General features: G+C 57.4%; 17 protein-coding genes. 8 read left to right on the forward strand and 9 right to left on the reverse strand.

The window, feature by feature from the left end:
- Window positions 1–25 precede the first annotated feature (25 nt).
- From J3362_RS19155 to J3362_RS19165, 3 genes are read left to right on the forward strand one after another with little or no spacing between them, the layout of a single operon-like run.
- A complete protein-coding gene (locus J3362_RS19155; RefSeq protein ID WP_062786554.1) occupies window positions 26–1021 on the forward strand; it encodes a mitochondrial fission ELM1 family protein in 996 nt (331 codons plus the stop codon).
- The gene (locus J3362_RS19160) at window positions 1018–2133 is read left to right on the forward strand and encodes a glycosyltransferase family 4 protein (RefSeq protein ID WP_349521810.1); all 1116 of its coding nucleotides are present in this window, start codon (window positions 1018–1020) and stop codon (window positions 2131–2133) included. The genes J3362_RS19155 and J3362_RS19160 overlap by 4 nt, the downstream gene beginning before the upstream one ends.
- Window positions 2130–3185, forward strand: a complete 1056-nt coding sequence (locus tag J3362_RS19165) for a glycosyltransferase (protein ID WP_349521811.1) — start codon at window positions 2130–2132, stop codon at window positions 3183–3185. The genes J3362_RS19160 and J3362_RS19165 overlap by 4 nt, the downstream gene beginning before the upstream one ends.
- A 23-nt stretch (window positions 3186–3208) precedes the next feature.
- Here J3362_RS19165 and J3362_RS19170 read toward each other — a convergent pair whose 3' ends face one another.
- Window positions 3209–4003 (reverse strand): glycosyltransferase family 2 protein, encoded by a 795-nt coding sequence (locus J3362_RS19170; protein ID WP_349521812.1) that lies wholly within the window; start codon window positions 4001–4003, stop codon window positions 3209–3211.
- Window positions 4004–4133: 130 nt separating this feature from the next.
- Between J3362_RS19170 and J3362_RS19175 the strand changes: the two genes are divergently transcribed.
- From J3362_RS19175 to J3362_RS19185, 3 genes are read left to right on the forward strand one after another with little or no spacing between them, the layout of a single operon-like run.
- Window positions 4134–5555 (forward strand): mannose-1-phosphate guanylyltransferase/mannose-6-phosphate isomerase, encoded by a 1422-nt coding sequence (locus J3362_RS19175; RefSeq protein ID WP_349521813.1) that lies wholly within the window; start codon window positions 4134–4136, stop codon window positions 5553–5555.
- A complete protein-coding gene (locus J3362_RS19180; RefSeq protein WP_349521814.1) occupies window positions 5552–6457 on the forward strand; it encodes a lysophospholipid acyltransferase family protein in 906 nt (301 codons plus the stop codon). The genes J3362_RS19175 and J3362_RS19180 overlap by 4 nt, the downstream gene beginning before the upstream one ends.
- Window positions 6451–8460, forward strand: a complete 2010-nt coding sequence (locus tag J3362_RS19185) for a glycosyltransferase (RefSeq protein WP_349521815.1) — start codon at window positions 6451–6453, stop codon at window positions 8458–8460. The genes J3362_RS19180 and J3362_RS19185 overlap by 7 nt, the downstream gene beginning before the upstream one ends.
- Here the strand turns inward: J3362_RS19185 and J3362_RS19190 are convergent.
- The 4 genes from J3362_RS19190 to J3362_RS19205 are packed head-to-tail and all read right to left on the reverse strand — an operon-like array spanning window position 8419 to window position 12411.
- A complete protein-coding gene (locus tag J3362_RS19190; RefSeq protein WP_349521816.1) occupies window positions 8419–9465 on the reverse strand; it encodes a polysialyltransferase family glycosyltransferase in 1047 nt (348 codons plus the stop codon). The genes J3362_RS19185 and J3362_RS19190 overlap by 42 nt on opposite strands.
- A gap of 34 nt (window positions 9466–9499) precedes the next feature.
- Window positions 9500–10579: a CDP-glycerol glycerophosphotransferase family protein gene (locus J3362_RS19195; RefSeq protein WP_349521817.1), complete on the reverse strand. Its 1080-nt coding sequence runs from the start codon at window positions 10577–10579 to the stop codon at window positions 9500–9502.
- Entirely contained in the window at window positions 10580–11698 is a 1119-nt protein-coding gene (locus J3362_RS19200; RefSeq protein WP_349521818.1) for a glycosyltransferase family 4 protein, read from the reverse strand.
- Complete coding sequence (locus J3362_RS19205; protein ID WP_349521819.1) at window positions 11695–12411, reverse strand: 3-deoxy-D-manno-octulosonic acid kinase; 717 nt, start codon at window positions 12409–12411, stop codon at window positions 11695–11697. Before J3362_RS19205 ends, J3362_RS19200 begins: the two co-directional genes overlap by 4 nt.
- Window positions 12412–12568: 157 nt before the next feature.
- Between J3362_RS19205 and J3362_RS19210 the strand changes: the two genes are divergently transcribed.
- Window positions 12569–13627, forward strand: a complete 1059-nt coding sequence (locus J3362_RS19210) for a glycosyltransferase family 9 protein (protein ID WP_349521820.1) — start codon at window positions 12569–12571, stop codon at window positions 13625–13627.
- Between the two features lie 89 nt (window positions 13628–13716).
- Here the strand turns inward: J3362_RS19210 and J3362_RS19215 are convergent, their stop codons facing one another.
- The 3 genes from J3362_RS19215 to glnE all read right to left on the reverse strand — a co-directional run bounded on the left by J3362_RS19215 (window position 13717) and on the right by glnE (window position 18122).
- On the reverse strand, window positions 13717–14124 hold the full coding sequence (locus J3362_RS19215) for a DUF6165 family protein (RefSeq protein WP_349521821.1): 408 nt from the start codon (window positions 14122–14124) through the stop codon (window positions 13717–13719).
- A gap of 87 nt (window positions 14125–14211) precedes the next feature.
- The gene (locus tag J3362_RS19220) at window positions 14212–15138 is read right to left on the reverse strand and encodes a branched-chain amino acid transaminase (protein WP_008170880.1); all 927 of its coding nucleotides are present in this window, start codon (window positions 15136–15138) and stop codon (window positions 14212–14214) included.
- A 77-nt stretch (window positions 15139–15215) separates the two neighbouring features.
- Window positions 15216–18122, reverse strand: coding sequence for a bifunctional [glutamate--ammonia ligase]-adenylyl-L-tyrosine phosphorylase/[glutamate--ammonia-ligase] adenylyltransferase (gene glnE / locus J3362_RS19225; RefSeq protein WP_349521822.1), 2907 nt, complete (start codon window positions 18120–18122; stop codon window positions 15216–15218).
- 80 nt (window positions 18123–18202) lie between these two features.
- On the opposite strand from glnE, the gene J3362_RS19230 reads away from it, so the two are divergent.
- Complete coding sequence (locus J3362_RS19230; RefSeq protein ID WP_349521823.1) at window positions 18203–19384, forward strand: ion channel; 1182 nt, start codon at window positions 18203–18205, stop codon at window positions 19382–19384.
- 27 nt (window positions 19385–19411) lie between these two features.
- On the opposite strand, the gene J3362_RS19235 is transcribed toward J3362_RS19230, so the two are convergent.
- Window positions 19412–20275, reverse strand: coding sequence for a CYTH domain-containing protein (locus tag J3362_RS19235; RefSeq protein WP_349521824.1), 864 nt, complete (start codon window positions 20273–20275; stop codon window positions 19412–19414).
- Between the last annotated feature and the right edge of the window lie 66 nt (window positions 20276–20341).

A 20341-nucleotide genomic window follows, 5' to 3' on the forward strand; every position in this document is an offset into this window, starting at 1 on the left:
GGCCGGCAGTGCATGCCGGAACACCATGGCCAAACCAGAGCCCAGAACGCAGGATGCATCCACACCGGTGGTGTGGCTTCTGACAGACAGCAAGCCTGGCCACAGGAACCAACTGAAGGGGCTCGGTAACCGCCTTCGCGTCCTGACCGGCGCAAGCACCTACTGGGTCGACGCCTCCACCATGAAAATTCCGCTGTGGCGAGCACTGCTGGGCGCACCGCCACGAATGGAGGCGTCACTGCCTCGCCCTGATCTGGTCATTGCGGCCGGGTCTGGCACGCACCGATTGCTGCTTGCCCTGCGCAAGCTTCGTGGAACCCGAACACTTGTCATCATGAAGCCCGCGTTCCCGCTGTCTCTGGTCAGCGGCGCGCTGATCCCGGCCCATGATCGTGTACAGGCCAGCCAGCGAGTGCTGTTGACGGAAGGGGTTCTGAATACCATTACACCCCTGGCCAGAATCACCGAAAAACGGGAAGCGCTCTTGCTCATCGGCGGGCCTTCCCCGCACTACGACTGGGACGACGATGTCGTCCTGGGCCAGGTATCGCATCTGATCGGCCATTACCCCGACTGGCGCTGGACCATCAGCACCTCCAGGCGAACACCGGAACCCCTTCAGGAACGCCTCGAAGAGATGGCCGGGCTGAGAATTACCGTCGTCCACCCCGGGCAGACCCACGAAGACTGGCTAAGCCACCAACTCTCGGCCTCAAGAGCCGTCTGGGTGACGCCGGACAGCATGTCCATGGTCTGTGAGGCCGCAACCTCCGGGGTGCCAACCGGCCTGTTCGAACTGCCGGCCAGAACCGGCAGCCGGGTCGTGGATGGTGTGGAACGGCTGGTCCGGGACGGCTATGTTGCCAAGTGGACAGACCATGCCAGCGTCATGGCTGGCAGAGCCGACCATGAAAAGACTCTCTGGGAGGCCAATCGTGCGGCCCGCTGGGTGCTGGAGCGAGGACTCCTGCCAAAGAGCCAGAAAACCAATCAACGCCTGCACAAGGGGACCAAACCTTGAGAATTCTTCAGGCACTTCCGGCGCTTTACAGCGGCGGTGTGGAAAGGGGGACCGTAGAGTTCGCTGCGGACCTCGTTAAACGCGGCCACGAATCCTTTGTCGTCTCCAAGGGCGGCCCCATGGCGGAACAACTGCGGGGACAGGGTTCGAGGCATATTTTCATGCCGATTCACCGGAAGAATCCAGCGTCCTTCGGGCAAATCCTGCCGATGCGAAAACTGCTTCTTGAACTGAAGCCGGACATCGTTCATGTCCGCTCACGCATGCCCGCCTGGATTATCTTCCTGGCCCTGAAAAGCATCCCGAAACGGGAGCGCCCGGCGGTTGTGTCCACCTTCCACGGCATGTATTCCGTGACTCCCTACAGCGCCATCATGACTCGCGCCGATCACATCATTGCCGTGTCGCAGTGTGTGCGGGATTACGTGATGAGCAACTACCACGTACCCGACGAGAAGCTGACCGTCATCCAGCGGGGCGTGGATGTGGATGCCTTTCATCAGCGGGAGCTTCCACAGCAATGGCTGGACCGCTGGTTCCGTCAGTATCCACAGCTTGCCGGCAAGAAAATCATTATGATGCCGGGGCGGATTTCCCGCTGGAAAGGCCAATTGGATTTCCTGGCCATGATGGCGAAACTGGTGCGGGAGCGGCCCGATTGCCACGGTATGATTGTGGGTGGTGCGGAGCCCGGCAAAGAGCATTTCCTGGATGAACTGGAGAAGGAGCGGTCTCGCCTGGACCTAACCGAAAAGGTCAGCTTCCTGGGCCAGCGCAATGACATGACCAACCTGTACCTGCTCTCCGACGTGGTCTGTCACATGAGCACCAAACCCGAGCCCTTTGGCCGGACAGTGACCGAAGCCCTGGCTTCGGGAACACCGGTCGTGGCCTATAATCGTGGCGGGGCGGCGGAAACACTGCAGGCGTGCTTCCGGGAAGGCCTGGTGGCGCCGGATAACGTTGAGGAGTTCGCACAGGCCGTTTCCCGGATGTTGGATGCCGGGCATCCGGCCATTGAGATCCCCTACCGGTTCCGCCTGGAGGCACAAACGGAAGCGAGCCTGGCCGTTTACGAGACGGTGCTACAAAATGCCGCAGGCCGATCATGACCTCACCGCCCCGATTAACGATCGCCCTTCTGATTGCCACGCCCGGCACCACCTGGGGCGGCATGGAAAAACACACCGCCGATCTGGCGGCCGCTCTGGCCGGGCGGGGGCATTGCGTCCATGTCGTGGCTCACAAAGACTACCGGGATAAATTTCATTCCGGCATCCACTTTCATGCCCTGCCCGTCCAACTTGGGCGACGGAACCTCTGGCTCCAACTGGCACTCCGCCGGCGACTTCGAGAAATAGCACCTGATATTCTGCACGCCCAGGGCAACAAGGCTGCGCAACTCGCGGCGAAAACCGGAAAACTTGCCCGAGTGCGGGTCGGCACGGTGCACGGCACCAAGTCCAGCCACAAGGCCTTTGATCGCCTCGACGAGATCATTGCCGTAAGCCCCAGGATTCTGGCTACTCTGCGACACCCCCGGAAACACCTTATCTACAACGGTGTGGCGTCCAGGAGCCAACGAATGACAACAGACGACGGTCCGGAGCTACCGTCAGGGGTCACCAATGTAATCGCCGTGGGACGACTCGAATCCGTCAAAGGTTTCGATGCGCTGATCAGAGCCTGGGCCATGCTCGGCGACTCGATAATTCGCTGCCATCTGACCATTTTTGGCGAGGGTAGCCAGCGATCACAGCTCGAGCAGTTGATTCGCCAGTTGAAACTGGAAACCTCGGTAACCCTCGCAGGGTTCCGGGAGAATCTGGCGCCCATCTACGACAGGGCCGAATTGACGGTGATCAGCTCCGAACGGGAAGGTTTTCCCTATGTACTGGCGGAGTCCCTTCTCAGTGATTGCCCCGTGGTCTCCACTCCGGTATCGGGCCCACGGGATCTCCTTCCAACGCCATCTCTTAGCGCGGGACACAAGGACCGTGACCTTGCCGAACTGATAGCTCGAGCGCTCGCTGATCTGGAGACACTGAAACAAAGCCAGCAGACCGCCATGGCATTTGCCCGTAAAACTCTTACGATCAATGCCATGGCGGAGCAAACGGAAGCGCTATACCTGAGGGCAACGGGCGAGCGACGAGGCACTTGATGTCCGCTGTATTCGGCTGAGAGCTACGGTGTATTTTCCCTCTCGAGCTCGGATAGCATCTGCATCTCCCGGGCCTTTGCCAGGCGCATGAAATTCCTGTTGGCTGCGGTAATGGCAACGCTCAGGCCAAACCAACCGTTAAGGATCTGGCGGTGCAGCAGGTAATATTTCAGGAACTTCAGGGGAAACTCGGCAAACAGGCGGGGACTGGAAATTCGCCGTCCCTTTGCGGCGATAAAGCGGGCCTGCTCCGTCGACAACTGGCAGTACTTGCGCTCCATCTGTTCCAGAGAAATCAGAGTGCGGTGCAATACATCGCCCTTTAAATCCAGAACCCGGCCAGTCTTCACCTGCGGCCGGTCATTGTTGCTGTCTTTTTCGGGCTCAATCACTGCCTTGTTGCGATTGTAGAGCCTGAGGATCTTCTTCGATTTATCATGGCGGAACGGATGCCGGGGATCCGGCTGGGACAGCACCCAGCGCATACGGAATCCCGCGATGTCCGGGGCGACCGGCTTTGAAAACAGGTCCTGGATGTTGGCCACAAGCTCGTCCGACAGCACCTCATCGGCATCCAGATCCAGCACCCAGTCATTACGACAAAGGCTTGCAGCAAAGGCTTTCTGGCAGGCAAACCCCTGCCAGTCGTTATGAACAAAACGGGCGCCCGCCGCTTCTACAATGTCACGGGTTCGGTCAATACTTCCGGAATCGACTACGATAATCTCATCAACCCAGCCGGAAACCTTTGCAAGGGATTCCGGCAATCGCAGTTCTTCGTCCTGGGTGATGTAATAAACGGATAACGGTAGCTTCATCAAAATTCCTGGTATCGGGCAATCGGTTTACGGACTGGTCAAACAATATCATGGTTGCCTTATGATAAGATGGCGCGCCTGATTTTGATGTTTTTCTTGGCATTCTTTAACTCAAGCCCGGAGTGTACAGATGATTCACCCCGTCATTATGGCTGGCGGTACCGGCTCACGCCTTTGGCCCATGTCTCGCCAGCTGAATCCGAAACAGTTCCTGAAACTGACCAACGGCCCCCTGTCGATGTTGCAGGCCACCGTTGCGCGGCTTGAGGGCATGGACGCAGCGAACCCTCTTCTGATCTGCAACGAGGAACACCGGTTCCTGGCTGCGGAACAAATGCGGCAATCCGGCCACGAGGATACGCGGATCATTCTGGAGCCCTGTGGCCGGAATACGGCGCCGGCGATTGCCTTGGCAGCGCTGCAGCTGACCGAGGCTGCAGAAAGCGGTGCCGATGATCCCCTGATGCTGGTGCTGGCAGCCGACCACCTGATCAAGGACGTCACCGCCTTTCAGGAAGGGGTGAAGAAAGCCATTCCGCTGGCGCGGGAAGGGAAACTGGTCACCTTCGGCATTGTCCCGAACCATCCTGAAACCGGTTACGGCTACATTCATCGTGGCACCGAGCTGGGCCCTGACAGTTACCTGGTGGACAAGTTTGTCGAAAAGCCGGACCAGGCGACTGCCAATGGCTATCTGGATTCCGGCGAATACCTCTGGAACAGCGGGATGTTCCTGTTTGGTGCCCGCCAATACCTCGAGGAACTCGAAACCCATCGCCCGGATATCCTGGCCGCCTGCCGTGCTGCCATCGCAGATACCGCCGATGACCTTCACTTCACGCGAATCAACGCCGAACGCTTCGCCGAATGCCCGTCGGACTCGGTGGACTACGCCGTCATGGAGAAAACCGATAAAGCCGCCGTGGTTTCTCTGGATGCCGGCTGGAGCGATATCGGCTCTTGGTCCGCGCTCTGGGAAGTCAGTGACAAGGACGCGGAGGGCAACAGCCTGACTGGCGACGTGATTACCCATAACACCGCCAACACCCTGATCCGTGCCGATAGCCGGCTGGTGGCTACCGTTGGCGTGGACAATCTGGTGGTTATCGAAACCAAGGATGCCCTGCTGGTTGCCCATAAAGACAGTGTTCAGGACGTCAAAACTGTAGTGGAACGGATCAAAACCGATGGCCGCCACGAACACATGAACCATCGGGAAGTCTACCGGCCCTGGGGTGTTTACGATTCCATCGACAACGGCGCCCGCTATCAGGTCAAACGCATCACGGTAAAGCCCGGCGCCAAGCTCTCCGTGCAGATGCATCACCATCGAGCCGAGCACTGGATCGTGGTAAGCGGCACCGCCCGGGTCACCAACGGCGAGAAAACCTACCTGGTCACCGAGAACCAGTCCACCTACATTCCGGTTGGTCAGGTGCACTCGTTGGAGAATCCGGGAGTCATCGACCTGGAACTGATCGAAGTTCAGTCCGGCTCTTACCTGGGTGAAGACGACATTGTTCGTTACGAGGATCGGTACGGCCGGAAATGAGCAAGCTCAAGTATTTCATGATCGCCGGGCTGCTCAGGATTGCCGGCTGGCTATCCCTTGCCGGTGCCCAGAGGGTGGGTCGTTTCGTCGGTTATCTGGTATGGCGATTGCCCACCAAGTCTCGCCAGGTAACCGACATTAACCTGTCCATTTGCCTCCCCGAGCTTTCAGACACCGAACGCGCGGTCATGTCGAAGAGATCCCTTGCCCAGACCGGCATGACCATGCTCGAGGTGCCCCTGATGTGGGAGTGGCCGGTGGAGAAATGCCTTGGCCTGATCCGGGAAACCGAAGGTCTGGATCTTATCGACAAGGCAATGGCCGGCGACAAAGGTCTGATTCTCCTGGCGCCGCACCTCGGGAACTGGGAGCTGGCCGGGTTGTTCTTTTCCTCACGCTACAAAATGGCGGCGCTCTATAGTCCGCCGAATATGCCGGAATTCGAGGACTACATGATCAAGGTACGCGGGCGGCTTGGCTCGGAGCTGGTCCGGGGCGACCGACGCGGCCTGGCCCGGCTCGCCTCGATTCTAAGGGAAGGCGGCGTTGCCGGAATCCTGCCGGACCAGTCGCCCCGAGGCAAGGGCAACGCCTTTGCGCCTTTCTTCGGCATGGAAGTGAAAACCATGACTCTCGTATCCAAGCTGATTCAGCGCACCGGCGCCAACGTGCTGATTACTTATGCCGAGCGCCTGCCCGACGCTTCCGGGTTCCGGATAGTTGTACGCGAGACCGGCCCGGGCCTCGGTGACAAGGATCCTGTTGCCGCGACCAGTGCCATGAATCACGCGATTGAGCAATGCGTGCGAGAGATCCCCGAGCAGTATCAGTGGGAGTACAAGCGTATGCGCCATCGGCCGCCCGGCGAAATCAACCCCTATAATCCGGACCGAGTATGTTGAACCCCAGACTCGCCTTTCATGCGCTGCTGATCATCGGGCTCGGCGGCGCGCTCCTGTCCTCAAGCATACTGGCCGGCGCGACTCTCTTGCTTGCGATTGCCGGAATGGTGCTCAGTGCCCGCAAATCTTTGTATAAGGACGGCTGGGACAAACCCAAAGAGCTCAGGCTGCTTCACTTTTCCTTCTGGTTCTTCGTGCTGGTGAGTTTTCTGTCCTGGGCCCTTGAAGGGTTTGATTATGAGGGTGGAAAAACCCTTGGCACGCACGCCCGGTTCATCCTGTTCTGGCCCCTGATTGTTGCCATCAGCTATGCAAGGATTGGCGCCCGCACGACTTTCGCCGCCATCGGACTGATGGCCGTGTCTGTCATCGGGATTTTCCTGGTGACCATTGCGGCCCGCCAGGGCGCGCTTGGTCAGGTCTTGAATTCCCGTTTTGGGGGTGGAATCAACCCTATCAGCTTTGGCAATCTCGCCCTCCTGGGGGGCATGTTGACGATCGTCGCTGCCATGTTTTTTGTCCGGGACAAACGGGGGGGGCTGGCGGTCCTGTTTTTTATCGGTGGAACGGCGGCCGTTCTCATTTCCATGCTGTCGGAAACCCGCAGCAATCTGGTAGCTCTGCCATTCCTTCTGGTTGCACTGACACCACTACTCAGTAAAAGACTTCGAATTGCCGGATTGATTGTTGTGCCAATGCTCGTCGCCGGCGCGATTATCACCAGCGACCGCATGTCCAACTCTCTCAATGGATTGCTGCATGATGGCCAACTGGACTCCGGCATGGAAATTCGCCTGGAAGTCTGGGGGCAGGCGCTGAACATGCTCAGAGAAAGCCCCTGGTCGGGCGCTGGCCTTGGTGGCTATACCCACCGCATAGAATCGGAAGTTGCAGCTGGCAATCTGCCAAAGCACTTCCTGGACTGTTGCACGGGGCATGCCCATAACGATCTGCTGAACAATGCCGCAACCAGCGGTATTCCCGGCATTCTCAGCTGGGCCCTGCTTATTTTCATTCCGCTGGCCATCTTTGCCAGAAACCTGTCCAGCCGCCACGCAGCCACGGCGCACCTTGCGGCGGCTGGCTTTATGGTCTCCCTTGGCTACTTTTTCTTTGGCCTGACCGAAGCCACTTTCAATCGGACTTTGTTCCTCACCTTCTACCTGCTGGCTGTTAGCTCTATCGCCTCGGCCATGTTTACAGAGTTGAGTGCGTCCTATGTTCGAAACAGGGCCCGCAAGGTGTCAGCGACCATCATCACGAAAAACGAAGAAGACCACATCACCGACTGCCTGAAGTCCGCAAGGCTGGTTGCCGACGAAATTATCGTTCTGGATAGCGGCAGTACTGACAGAACGGTGGAACTGGCCAGAGAGCTGGCGGATGTTGTCGAAGTCACAGACTGGCCTGGCTTTGGCATCCAGAAACAGCGAGCTCTCGAGAAAGCGACAGGAGAGTGGGTGCTGTCACTGGATGCCGATGAGCGTGTCACACCGGAGCTGGCAAGGGAGATCAATGACCACCTGGCAGATCCTGACGCGGACGCCTACAAGCTTCCCTGGGCCGTAACGATTTATGGCAGCCGCCTGGATTTCGGCCGCAGCGGCCGAGCCCCGCTCCGGCTGTTCCGTCGCGAGGGCGTTAGCTTTTCGGACGCCCTCGTACACGAGCGGATACTGATTCCGTCCGGACGCAAGACCAAAACCCTCAAAGGTCGCCTGACGCACTATACGCACAGGGATTTCGGACACTCGCTGGAGAAAAGCGCGAAGTACGCCTGGCTTGGCTCTCTGGAAAAACATCGCAAAGGCAAGAAGACCCGCACCATGATCTACCCCACCCTGCGGGGCCTGATGACGTTCGTGCAGGTGTACTTTATTCGGTTCGGGTTTCTGGACGGCGCAGTGGGCTATCTTACCGCTGTGACGTACGCACAGGTGACGTTCAACAAGTATGCCGGTCTATGGACTCTGGACAGACCGGCCCGCTTTAAAAAGTCGTGACCCTCGAAGGAGCGTCGTTTCCACGCCGACGCTCCTGAACATACGCCTTATTTCGTCGTAGTAAGGGAGCCGGGCGCCCAGAGCGGCATCATCAATCTGGAACACCCGGATTTCCGGGAATATCTTTTTCAGGGTAAACAGAGCGGTTGAAGCAAAGCTGTAGAAGGCGAGATAGATTTCCCCGGACAGAGCCACTTCGACCTCGATCGGACGACCGGCCTGCCGTATCTCGAGCGGAAATTCTGCAAGCAACGCCTCCAATTCTTCCCTGCTTTCCTTTCGGTGCATAAAGTACACCACGCGGCTATCCGGATGACGTTCCACCACGTGCTGAATTTGCAGTTTCAATTGCTGAAGCCGATCCTCACCACCAAAGGGCTGGCCAAGGAACCCGACCATAGCCGCCTGAGTATCATCACGGGCAGAGGTTTTAAAGGTGCTGCGAAACACCGGGAAATCATGAACAAGCACCTGGACGAGCTCGGAGCTCGGTAACGGAAAGAAGGTGAAAAATGCAATCACATCCGGAACAACACGATGAATCCTGATCCCCATGGTTCGCAAAAGTCGCTTCTTGGCCGGTGAAATCCGGGAGGCGATGCCCTCGTCGTGAATGGCGTGGTAATAGGTTACTGTTGCCAGGCCGTCATCCACGAAAATCAGCTGTTCGCTGTCGAATCCCCGATAAAACACTTCGTGAATCCAGCTGGATTTGTTTCCGATAAACAACCTCTCAATAGTGCGCTTTGAGAGACTCCTGGCGACTGATCCCAGACGAAGGTAAAAGGAACTCTTTTTAAGATAGATGGTTTCGATGCCCTGCCAGCCCAGCGCCTCGGCCAGGAAAGCCATTTGTCCCTCGGTCTCGCGGTTATCAGGTCGAGCAATGATGAGCAGTGTTTTTTCGGAGCTGCAGCCATAGTGGTAACGAGCCTCGGAGCAACTGATCAGTTGCAGGGGCGTGCTCGCAACAAAGACATTGATTGGACTTGCGGCGCTAATCAAATCATTCGTTTCCTGGTCGGGATCTTCGCTTGGTCTATCCTGAGCTTTCAGGTGCCATGCGTGCAAGTTCCTTCCGCAACCGGCGCCGGACTTTCAGCTTGCGTAACAGATTTATCGGCTTTGGCTTGAGTTGGCTACGCTTGTTGATCAGGAAATCCTCAACCGCATCAAGAACCCGCTTGCTGGAACGACCATCCCGGAAACTGTGCAACTGGTCGCAAAGAGCTCGCGTTTCTTTCATCAGCGGATCGGGATACTGCACCGCCTCTTCCAGCGCTGTCTCAACGTTCGCCGCTTCCTGGACATCGATCAGATAAGGCCCCGGCATTTTGGTTCTGAACGTAACCACCGGGCGATCCAGGAACATGAACTCAAACATGATGGACGAGGTATCGCAAAGCATCACATCCGCCTCAGGAAGCAGGGGCAACAGATCCTCATCGCTCTCTACAAAGCGAAGGTTCTCGCCGCTCAGATTGCGATACTGATCAACAACCGCCGGATCCATCTTCGGATGAAGCGTTACAATGAACTTCCAGCGACCACTTCTGGAGAGCTCGCCGATCTTCTCCACCAGATCCGGAGCTGACGTAACGGACCGACTGAAAGTTGAAGCGTAAAAAACAACCGGCAACTCATTTTCCAGGCGGTTTCTCTTGCCGATTTGATTCCGCGACAGCAATGGATCGAGCTTCGGCCAGCCTGTGTGAGCAACCCCGAAATGCTGGTATCGCTCGGCCAGTTCACGGAACTTTTCCGTGTCTTTGAGGGCATGCGTACAGTAAAGATCAAACCATCCTCGAATTCGATAATGGTCACTTTCATCTTCGCTGCTATGACCCCGTTTGTTGCGCGCCATGCCATGGAATACCTCAACCTTGATTCCGGGAAAAAAGTAGGGCACCCAATCACCGGGAACGAAGGTCGCATCCGCGTTGTAGTCCATGACCTCTTTTACGGAAACGAGACGGCGCTCATCGGGCTGAAGTGGGGCCGTTGAGCACCCGGCGACGAACCAGGCAGCCTCGTCGCCCCGGCGCCGTATCTCTTCCTGCAGCGGTCGCAGTATTGAATAGGAATAGGGTTGGTTTACAAAAAACAGGTACCGGCGCATTCAAGCCCTGCCCGTCAGCGATTTGTATAGCTCACCCGTCTCAGTGACGGTCTGTGAGGTGTGAAAATGCCGGGCTATCCTTTGCCTCGCAGCCTGCCCAAGAGAGGCCGCCAGTTCACGATCCCGGTAAAGCCGCCCAATAGCCGCTGAAAGCCCGGGAGCATTTTTCGGTTCAACCACAATACCGCTGACGCCATCTTCCACCAGCTCCGGCATACCGCCAACACTGGTCACTACCGGCGTCACTCCGTAGACCATCGCCTCGATAACCGCACGAGGCAGTCCTTCCCTTTCCTTCGAGGGCAGCACAAACACATCACTGGCCGCCGCTATGGCCGGCGCGTCGTTGCGGTAACCTGTAAAGTGAATCCGTTCGGGGTGAGAGGTGGCAGCGGCCTGCGCCTGAATCTCTTCGTTATCAATAACGTCTCCCACCAGCAGCAAATGTATATCTACATCCTCAGGCAGCTTATCGATCGCTTCAATCAGGTCATCGAAGCCTTTTCTTGGGGTATTTCTCCCGGTGCAGCACACCACGAAGGCATCTCCCGGGACACCAAACTGTGTCAGGTCGGCCTTGGGCGATTGATACCAGTCCAGGTCGTGCCCTTTGTAGATTCTCTGAAGCTTCCGTTCAGGAATGTGCATCCACAAAAACCGGAGGCTGGCCAGGTAATCCTTGATGGCATCGGCGACACAGACAATCTTGCTGACGCGAGGGTGCAGGAAGGTAATCCAGGATTCCGGATTGAGAAAACTGATGTTACCGATCACACCACGATAGGCGACGATCTTGATATCAGTGCCCCGGGAAGCCCGTAATCCGCAGGCCAGGGCCCGGGGATTATAGGCATGAATGACCTCGTAGTTTTTCTTTGCCAGTTGTTGGCGGATGGACTCGGTGCCCTCTTTGTCAAAGCGGTTCTTCAAGGCCATGGGGCAGGCAACCATGCCCTCGTCGACAAGACGCTGATAGTTCCGGCCCTTGGGGTTACACATGACGTCGACGTCGAACCCGGCCTTTCTGAGCCCGATAAAGAGTTCAGTCTCCGGACGATCACAGGCATCCGTAAGACAAAGTATCGACGGAAGCGATCCGCCCTGTTGTGGATTGGTCAAGTGGCCATTCCCCTGTTGTATCCGTTCATGAAATAACTCCAGGCTTTTGCCCGTGCGTCTTCTCCGGCCACCTTTACCAGCGACCGCGAGAAGCGATCAAGATTGGCCTCTTTCCAGCGCGCCGGGGCACTACCAGTCATCAACCTGCTCTTGTCGAAATCAATCAGAAAGTATTCGTTGCCCCGGACCAGTACATTGAAGCAGTTCAGGTCCGCATGCATGACGCCGGCGTCGTGAAATCGACGAATGGTTTCTCCAATGGACGTCCACGCCTCATTATCCAGCTCGGAGATAAGGTCAGCCAGGGGCGTGGTGTTCTCCAACCGTTCAATGATGATGGCAGCCCGATACTGAATTGGCGACAGTTTCCGATACCAGGCCGCAACAGGACAGGGTACGGGAAGCCCTTGGCTAACCAGTTTGTTGAGTAACCGGAATTCTGCAAAGGACCGCACATGATCCTCGCCGGTGAAGGCATAGGCGTATCGCGCAAATTTCGCCATCAAACCGCCGCGGCGATATTCGCGAAGCACCAATCTGTCCTCGTCGGCCTGCAAAAACCAGGCGCCGCCGCGGCCCCCGCTGCTTACCGGGCGGGCTTGGTTGCCCCAAGAGGCGGAATGGAACCAGTCCTCGGTAACCCTGCCCTCGTAATCCGGGTGAATCAGCATTGCCGAAGCCCTTTCCCGGATACAGATATCAGACTCCACCATGCTGGGTCCCCGGTCACCGAAATTGAAAGAAGGCACGCCCTACCCACTCACGCCGGGACGGACACGCGCGAGTAAGTTAGAATGGCGGCCAGTTTACCAATGATTGCCGACAAAGCTCCACAGCACCAGGCCACAACCTGAACCGGATCAATATCTGATGAACTCCATCTGCATTCTTCGCCTGTCCGCCATCGGCGACGTGACTCACGTAATACCTGTCGTGCTAAGCCTCCAGGAGCAGCTCCCCGGCGTGAAGATCACCTGGGTTATCGGCAAGATCGAAGCCAAGCTGGTTGGTGACCTGCCCGGCGTTGAATTCATTGTTTTCGACAAAAAGGCCGGTCGCAAAGGCTACGCAGATCTTCGCAGACAAATGACGGGGCGCAAGTTTGACGCGCTGCTTCACATGCAGGTGGCTTTCCGAGCCAACCTCGCCGCTGCCTGCATTCCGGCCAGAGTCAGGATTGGCTATGACAAGGCCCGCAGCAAGGATCTTCACAGCCTGTTTATCAACCACCGGATCAAACCGGCACCGAAACAGCACGTGCGAGACTGCCTTGCCAGCTTCCTCGAACCTTTGGACCTCAAGGCCGCGCCGCCGCGCTGGCAGATTCCGTTGAGCGACTCAGACCATGAGTTTGCGCGCGAGCAACTGGCTAATGACCGCAAGAACCTTGTGATAAGTCCGTGTGCCAGCCACACCCTGCGTAACTGGCCGGCTGAGCGTTACTCACAGCTGGCTGATCACGCGGTTCAGAAGCACGGTATGAAGGTGATTCTGGTGGGCAGCCCCGCCCCATTCGAGGCCGGGTACTGCGCCGCCATCGAAGCCGCAATGAAGGAAAAAGCCCACAACATCTGCGGCAAGGACACCCTGAAGCAACTGACCGCGTTAATGACCCATGCCGACCTCGTGGTAGCGCCCGATACCGGGCCGGCCCATATCGCGAGTGCGGTGGGCACCGATGTCCTTGGGTTGTTTGCCGCAAGCAATCCCTACCGGTCAGGGCCCTATAATTCTCTGGACTGGTGTGTGAACCGGTATCCGGAAGCCCTGGAGCAGTTTACCGGCAAAACGGTGGAACAGGCCCGGTGGGGGGCGAAAGCAGAGTTCGAGGGGGCGATGGAGCTGATTACGGTGACGGATGCAACAGAGATGCTGGACCGGTGGGTTGCAGCTCATCCGGCCCTGGAAACGGCAACGGCGCCTGAGTGACTTGACGCCGTTTGAGAACTTTGTCGGATTACGCTTTGCTAATCCGACCTACCGGTACCAGTCCAACCTACCCGTGAATACGGTATCGATCACTTTCGGGCAGTGTAGTCCTGGTAGGACTTCTCTTCCACGAAACGCGACCCCAGGGCCAGGTTGATCTCTTTTTTGATGGCGGCGCGCTTGTCATTGGTAACGTATACAGCGCGTGCCAGCTCAATAAATCTCGGGCCGAAGTCCTGAGCGGCTTCCTGATCCCGAATATCGTCTTCAATCACCCACAGCTCTTCGTTTACGGCTTTCAGTTGCTTGCGAAGATCGGCAATTTCAGCAGCCTTGTCCTTTACCGCCTCGTCCCAGGTGGCACTCAGTTCGTCCAGCTCAAGCCGAACGTTCTTGACCTTCGCTTCATCCTTGATGCGCTCGGACTTGATTTCGAGAATGGTGATTTTGTCCAGCACCTCGCCAAAAGATACCGGTACCTTGATAACGTCTGCCATTTGCTCGTCCCGCCAGTAAACAGGGTGTGTTAAACAACAAAGCCGCCGGGCTGAAACAGCAAACGGCGGCTTGCGACTATTCTGGAATCAGCCTTTAACGTGCGTCAGCCAACCGCTGTGCTCAGCCAGCTTGCCCTTGACTGCATCAAAGTACATAGCCTGAAGCTTCTCTGTCACCGGGCCACGCTTGCCGGCACCGATCACACGGCCATCCAGTTCCCGGATCGGGAGCACCTCGGCCGCTGTGCCTGTGAAGAAGGCTTCGTCGGCGATGTAGACCTCATCGCGGGTAATCCGGCGCTCCTTGATCGGAATGTTGAGCTCACGCGCAAAATCCATGATCGTGGCACGGGTAATACCTTCCAGGCAGGAGGTGAGCTCAGGCGTATGCAGCACACCATCACGCATGATGAAAATGTTTTCTCCGGAGCCTTCGGCAACGTAACCTTCATTGTCCAGCAGCAGGGCTTCTTCGGCACCACCGGAAATGGCCTCGTTCAGGGCCAGCATCGAGTTGATGTAGTTGCCGTTCGCCTTGGCCTTGCACATGGTGATATTGACGTGGTGGCGCGTGTAGGAGGACGTGCGCACCTTGATCCCCATCTCCTTCGCTTCCGGTGACATGTAGGAAGGCCAGCTCCAGGCGGCAACCATTACGTGCACCTTGAGGTTATCAGCCCTGAGCCCCATACCCTCGGAACCGAGAAACGCCATTGGGCGCAGGTAGGCTTCGTCAAGATTGTTTTCCCGTACCGCTGCACGCTGGGCCTCGTTGATCTCGTCCTTGCTGAACGGCATCTTCATGTTCAGGATGTGGGCGGAACGGAAAAGACGATCCGTGTGCTCTTTCAGGCGGAAGATGGCCGGGCCATTCGCGGTGTTGTAGGCCCGCACACCTTCAAAACAGCCCAGGCCGTAATGCAGGGTGTGAGTCAGGACGTGGGTCTTGGCATCCCGCCAGGGAACCATTTCACCATCCATCCAGATAACGCCATCGCGATCAGCCATCGACATTCTTCATTGCTCCTAAAAAAGCGCTTTTTGGGGGAACCGGCATTCTAGCAGGAAAATCTGCCGGAATTGAATTTGCCTCAGGCCTCAATCATCACTTTTTTCCACATGGCGCGGATGTAGTCACGCTCCTCAGTGAAGGCATCACCGTCCACCTGGCTATTGAGGTTCTGAAGCGCCCGACGGTGGATGGTGGAGCGAAGGGCGATGAAAGTTTCCCTGAGTTTTTCGGCATCTTCCACCGCCATCACGCCGGCGCGCCCCAGCTCTTCCATCTGGCGAATATTGTCGGACCACTGGGTCAGCTCCGGATGCTCAGCGGACCAGGCCAGCATCAGGTACTGGACCATGAACTCGATATCAACGATGCCACCGGTATCATGCTTGATATGAAACACCTCGTCCTGCCGGCTTTCCGGCGTGGCCAGGCTGGCGCGCATCTTCTCCCGCATTTCGATCACCTCGTTCCGGAGCTTTTCACAGTCACGGGGCTGACAAAGAATGTCGTGGCGTATGGTCTCAAAAGCTTCAAGGGTCTCCGTGCATCCGGCGACGCCACGGGCACGGGCCAGCGCCTGATGCTCCCAGGTCCAGGCGTCCTCGCGCTGATATTTCTCGAAGGCCTGCAGAGTACTGACCAGCAGCCCGGAGTTACCGGACGGCCTCAAGCGCATATCGACCTCGTAAAGCTGCCCTGAGGGTGTCTGGGTGTTGAGGATGTGGACGATCCTTTGGCCGAGCCGCGTGTAAAAAACCGCATTGTCGATGGGCTTTTCACCGTCGGTGGCCAGCTCCGGATCAGCTTTGTGCACAAACACCAGATCAAGATCGGAGGTATAGCCCAGTTCGATCCCGCCCAGCTTGCCATAGCCAATGATGGCAAAATCGGTTTCACAGGCGGAGCCATCTTCCCGGCGCGGATAGCCGTGGCGGCTGACCAGGTTGGCGAAGGCTACGTCCACCACATGATCCAGAACCACCTCGGCGATCCAGGTCAGATAGTCACTGACCTTCATCAACGGCAATGTGCCTTTCAGTTCGGACGCCGCAACCCGCAGGATATGGGCTTTCTTGAAATGCCGCAGTGCCTCCATCTGCTCTTCCAGATCCTCAAACGGAATCCGAAGCATCTGCTGGCGCAAATCATCCTGCAACTCTGCTTTCGCGGGCGGGCTGTAAAGGCTCTCGGCGTTCAACAGCTCATCCAGCAGGAGCGGTGTGTCCGCCAGCTGCCGGGCAATCCAGGGGCTCTCACTGCACAACCGCACCAGTTGGGTACAGGCGCCCGGGTTTTCCAGCAGCAACACCATGTAGGCCGTGCGACGCAGTATGGCTTCCACCAGCTGCAACACTCTGGACAGGGTCTCAGAAGGGTTATCAACCTGGGTGAGCGCCTCAAGCAGCATGGGCATGAACTGATTGAGTCGCCGGCGCCCCTGGGTCTGTAGATTCTGAACAGTCCTGTTTTCACGAAGTTCAGCCAGCTCCGCCAACGTAGCACCGGGGTCTTCATAGCCCCGTGATTTGAGCCAGTCGGCAGCGGCCGCCTCTTCCATTTCGGAAAGCCAGAGCTCGAACCACCCTTCTTCGGGGGCCCCCTGCCCCTCATCTTCATCATCTTCCGTGGTGATAATGTTGGAAAAATGCGTGGCGACGCGCTCCCGGTGCTCTCTGAGGCACTGCTCACAGGCCTGCCAATTCTCGAATTCCATGATTGTGGCGACCCGTGCCCGGGACAGCTCATCTTCCGGCAGCAACTGGGTTTGCTTGTCTTCCATACCCTGGAGCGCATGCTCCAGGTTTCTCAGAAACACATAGGCGTCACGAAGCTCACCAACCACCGGCGACGGCAACAGTTCGAGCTCTTCCAGCTCTTTCAGGATGACCAGCAACTCTCGCTGCTGGAGCTCCCTGTCCCGGCCACCGCGAATGAGCTGGAATGCCTGAACCACAAACTCGATCTCGCGGATACCGCCGCTACCCAGCTTGATGTTGTTTTCGAGCCCCTTTCTGCGCACCTCCCGGCCAATCATGGCTTTCATGCTGCGCAGGGACTCGAACGCGCTGAAATCGATGTACTTGCGGTACACGAAGGGGCGCAGCGTCTCCATGAGCACCTGGCCCGCCCTTTGATCACCCGCCACCACCCGGGCCTTGACCATGGCGTACCGCTCCCAATCCCGCCCCTGGTCCTGATAGTAGGTTTCCAAAGCAGCAAAACTCAGCGCCAGCGCGCCACTCTGGCCATAAGGCCGGAGACGCATGTCCACCCGGAACACAAAACCGTCTGCCGTAATCTGGTCCAGCGCCTGAATCAAACGCTGGCCCAGGCGAACGAAGAACTGCTGATTATCCAGCGAGCGCCGCCCGCCAACGGTTTCCCCCTTGCCCGGAAAGGCAAAGATAAGATCAATGTCCGAGGAGACGTTCAGCTCCCGACCACCCAGCTTACCCATACCCAGAACCACCATTTTCTGGTCGGTTTCCTGGCCGGTTACCGGGTCAGCCCCTCGAGGCGCACCGTATTGCTCGCAGGCGTCTTGATATAGCCAGCCGAGCGCCCCATCAATACAAATGTCGGCAAATGCACTCGTCGCCGCCATGGTCTCGGTGAGGTCCGCCCATCGCATCAGATCCCGCCATATAATCCGGAACTGGGTCTCCATGCGGAATTGTCTGAGGGCTGAATGCAAGCCAGGTTCACCATCAACTTCGGAGAGATACTCCTGCCAACGACTTTCCAGATAGTCCGGAGTGGTTGGCTCCGACAGCGAACGAGAGGCCATCAATGCCTCTACCTGACCGGCATGGCGTTCCAGAGTCTGGCGGAGGAACAGGCTGCGGGAGATCGCCGTAGCCACCGCGGTGTCATCCATACCCTCCGATGAGGTCAACCAGGCCGGAACCCCTTCTGGGAACACGGATTCCCAGCACCCGGCGACATCATCCGCCAGCGGTTTCGGAAGGCTGTGCCATGGCTCGGACATAATGCAAACCCCTGTCTCTCTGTTATATTTCCGGTACTGTATAACGAACTTACCCGCAACTGAACAGGCCGCCGACACGGATGCAAAGAAACCGCCGCCCACTGAATCCGGAGCATCAGGAAACCCACCTACCGATGGGTGGACTGATTCGAAACCGGATGAAGCGCCTATTTGCAATACTGGGCGTGCTGCTGTCAGTCCAGGTCCTGATCATCTGGGCAGTCGAGGACCTGTCATTGTTCGAGGCCGCGTGGTTGACCATGACTACGCTTGTGACCGTTGGCTACGGCGATTACGCGCCCCAGACCATGATCGGGCGATTCAGCACGATCGTGCTGATGTTTATCACTTCAATTACCTTGCTGACACTGATCGTCAGCGACTATATCGAGTACCGGTTCTACCGCCGGGAACGCATTTTGTCAGGAAGGTGGATCTATAAAATGAATGACCACATCATCATCATTAACACCCCTCAACATGGCGGCGACCAGTATTTCATGAGATTCGCCTCCCAGATTCGCGCTATTCCGGGCTACGAGACAATTCCCATCATGATCCTGACTCGCCAGTTCCCGATGGGGCTGCCCACCGAACTTTCCGACATCGGAGTTGTGCACTACCACGGTGCAGGCTTTGATCCTGAAGCACTGAAAGCCGTTCACGCCGGCAGTGCGCGTCATATCATCGTGCTTGCGGCCGATGAGGCCGATGCCTCTTCCGACAGCCTTACCTTCGATATCGCACATCGGCTTACCGAGCTGAATCTCGGAAACCACACAATCGTCGAGTGTGTCAACGACGAAAACAGGGGACGCTTCAAGGCCCTCGGCGTACGCACAACTATCCGTCCGGTCCGGACTTACCCGGAAATAATGGTGCGCTCGGTTGTAGCACCCGGCTCAGAGAAAGTGCTGGAAGATCTGTTCAACTACGAACATGATCATCCCCATCGCTATAACCTGAAGCTGGACGACCTCAACTGGGCCGACATAGTGAGCGCCCTGGTCAGACATGGCATCGGAACGGCGCTCGCCTACATTGACAACGACAATGAAGTCATCTGCCACCCGCCAACCAACGAGGAAATTGAAGGCAAGGGATTGATCGTGCTGGTCAAATCCGCCGAAACGCCAGAGGTCTCTGTGGTTGAGGAAGCGCTGGAGCGGTACCGGGTTTTCCTGAAGCAGTGGCGTGCTCATGCCGCTGCCAGGGAAACCGGCGAAGCGGAGGAGCCGGCAAAGAACAACTCAACCAGTTAAAGGCCGCCGGACTTTGCGACCCAATCGTTAGTGCTCGGCAGTGGCCAGCCGCAACTGGAGAACGCCGAGCTCTGTCGAGCCCGCGGCGAGCTGACGGACAGAGCACCCCTCTGCCAACTGTCCAATCACATGCTTCCAGATCGCATCGCACCCCGCGCCACCGGCTGCTTTCGCTACAGGCGCCAAATCATACTGGTCCACAGGAAACGGCCTATCCAGCAGCCAGCAGGCTCCCAACGCCTTGAGAAAGGCTGCGACCGTCAGCGGGTCATTGCCATTGGGCAACTCAGGGCGGTAAAGACCAGCAAGAAAATATCCCTGCTCGGCCTTGCTCACCAGGTTCAGGAAAACCGGCACTTCCCGGGCCAGCTCGAGTGCCCACGCCACCAGCCTTGAGCCGTCTCCTTTCTTTAACTCAAACTCCACTTCGTGCAGCGGCCAGCTCGCATCATTGCCGGCAACAGTGCCGGAATCGACGGCCACCTCAATCAAAGTCTCGCCATCTTCCAGCCACAGCTCCTGGCGCTGAAAATTGGTCTCGAATGCCACATGAAGACTGCTCAGGTCCAGCTCAGACTTCAGCGGGGTCTCTTTCAATAATGACAAATCCAGCCCCGGACCGGAAACCGGCCACTCCCATTCTTCTCGACGGTGAGCACCATCAACGAACTCGCCACGGGTTTTCAGGGTCTGGATGTAATCATTGCCGGCTTTGCGGACCCTAAGGGCAGCTCTGGCCTGATTCAGGTCGGCATTGGGCGTGTCAAAATAGCGATTGACCAAGGATTTGGTCTTGCCGGGCTGCACTTCAGAGCGAGCTGATAACCATTCCACTGCTCGCGACTGTGTCTCGTCCGAAACACTGAGTTTGATTTCCAGTTCGGTAGCCATTTCAACGGACCTGTTTTTCGCAATTCATAAATGCAAAAACCGGCGACCCAGGGGTCGCCGGTTTTC

Origin of the sequence: Marinobacter sp. NFXS11, from assembly GCF_040148675.1 — a bacterium.
Lineage (GTDB): Bacteria > Pseudomonadota > Gammaproteobacteria > Pseudomonadales > Oleiphilaceae > Marinobacter.